This is a genomic window from Kitasatospora putterlickiae, from assembly GCF_039527695.1.
Lineage (GTDB): Bacteria > Actinomycetota > Actinomycetes > Streptomycetales > Streptomycetaceae > Kitasatospora > Kitasatospora putterlickiae.
On record NZ_BAAAKJ010000443.1, the window covers coordinates 1 to 2,052 of the forward strand.

The window sequence follows — 2,052 nt, forward strand, 5'->3', positions numbered from 1 at the left end:
GGCGGGGCGCTGCCGTTCCCGACGGGGCGCGGGGGTACGGGCGGGGCGGGGCCGGCGGACGGACCGCGACGGCCAGGCACGTCCGCGTGCCCGCGGTCGCCGGCCCACCCCGCCGTCGCGCCGCACCGCACCCCGCGCCACCGCCTCCCGCCCGGTCCCGCCTCGCCGCAGCGATTAGGGCCCGTATAGGGGGTCGGATAGGGGCGGCCCGGAGCCCGTTCCGCACGAGACTGTGACCGGCGGGAATTCGCATACGGCCGCCCCGGAAAGTCGGCCCGGCAATGCGCCGGCCCCGTGCCGCGAAAATCCTGCCCGGAAAAGGAAATCCCGTTCCGCCACCGCCCGGCCCCGTCCGGCGGAAAAGGAATGCGCCCGCCCGGCGACCAATCCGACCGATCCGACCGAACCGACCGACCCGACCCAAGGAAGTGACGGCATGTTGCGCACCGAGCTGATCCGGCCGCTGCCCGAACTGCTGGCCGAGCACGCCCGCGACAGCTCGGACAAGACCGCGTTCCGCGACGCCGTCCGCGGCGTGACCTACGCCGAGCTCCACGCCCGCACCGGCCGGATCGCCGGCCACCTCTCCGACCTGCGCCTCCAGCCCGGCGACCGGGCCGCGATCCTGCTCGGCAACAGCGTCGAGGTGGTGGAGGCCTACTTCGGCATCCTGCGCGCCGGGGCCATCGGCGTCCCGCTCAACCCGCACGCCACCGAAGCCGAACTCGCCCATCTGCTGGACGACAGCGGCGCCCGCGTCGTCATCACCGACGCCGCCCGCGCCGCCGGTCTGGGCGCCCTCGCCCGTGGCCGGGCCGACCTGAGGGTGATCGTCACCGGCGGGGGCCCCGTCCCGGCGGGCACCCTCTCCTTCGAGACGCTCGCCGGCACCGACCCCGCCACCCCCGCGCGCGACGACCTCGGCCTCGACGACCCCGCCTGGATGCTCTACACCTCGGGCACCACCGGCCGGCCCAAGGGCGTGCTGTCCACCCAGCGCAACTGCCTCTGGTCGGTCGCCGCCTGCTACGTGCCGGTGCCCGGCCTGAGCGCCGAGGACCGGGTGGTCTGGCCGCTGCCGCTGTTCCACAGCCTCTCCCACATCGCCTGCGTGCTGAGCGTCACCGCCGTCGGCGCCACCGCCCGCATCCTCGACGGCTTCGCCGCGCGGGACGTCCTGGAGGCCGTCCGCGAGGAGTCCGCGACCTTCCTGGCCGGCGTGCCCACCCTGTACCAGCAACTGGTGCGCGCCGCCCGGGAGGACGGCTTCACCGCGCCGGCCCTGCGGATGTGCCTGGTCGGCGGCGCCATGACCACCGCCACGCTGCGGCGCTCCTTCGAGGAGGCGTTCGGCGCGCCGCTCATCGACGCCTACGGCTCCACCGAGACCTGCGGCTCGATCACCGTCAACTGGCCCACCGGCGCCCGCGTCGAGGGCTCCTGCGGCCTGCCCGTCCCCGGCCTGGGCGTGCGCCTGGTCGACGTCGAGACCGGCCTGGACGTCGCCGACGGCGAGGAGGGCGAGGTCTGGGTGCGCGGCCCGAGCGTGATGCTCGGCTACCACAACCAGCCCGAGGCCACCGAGCAGGCGCTGCGCGGCGGCTGGTACCACACCGGCGACCTCGCCCGGCGCGATGGCTCCGGCTACTTCACCATCACCGGCCGGATCAAGGAACTCATCATCCGCGGCGGCGAGAACATCCACCCGGCCGAGGTCGAGGAGGTGCTGCGCGGGGTGCCCGGCGTCGCGGACGTCGCCGTCGTCGGCAAGCCCCACGAGGTGCTCGGCGAGGTGCCGGTGGCCTTCCTGGTACCCGGCCCCGGCGGCCTCGACCCGGAGGCCCTGCTGGCCGCCTGCCGGGAACGGCTCTCCTACTTCAAGGTCCCCGAGGAGCTGTACGAGACGGAGCGCATCCCGCGCACCGCCTCCGGCAAGATCACCCGGCACGTGCTGCTCGACGCGCCCGCCCGGCTGCGGGCCGCCGGCGGCAGTCACTACGAGCACCTGTTCCGCGTCGACTGGACGCCGCTCTCCTCCGTCCCCGGCGCCCG

Annotated in this window: 1 protein-coding gene; it reads left to right on the forward strand. The window is 75.2% G+C overall.

Features of this window, described 5'->3' with window-relative positions:
- Positions 1-436 precede the first annotated feature (436 nt).
- The coding region (locus tag ABD308_RS36125) for a class I adenylate-forming enzyme family protein (RefSeq protein ID WP_344344406.1) at positions 437-2,052 on the forward strand (1,616 nt) is incomplete at its 3' end.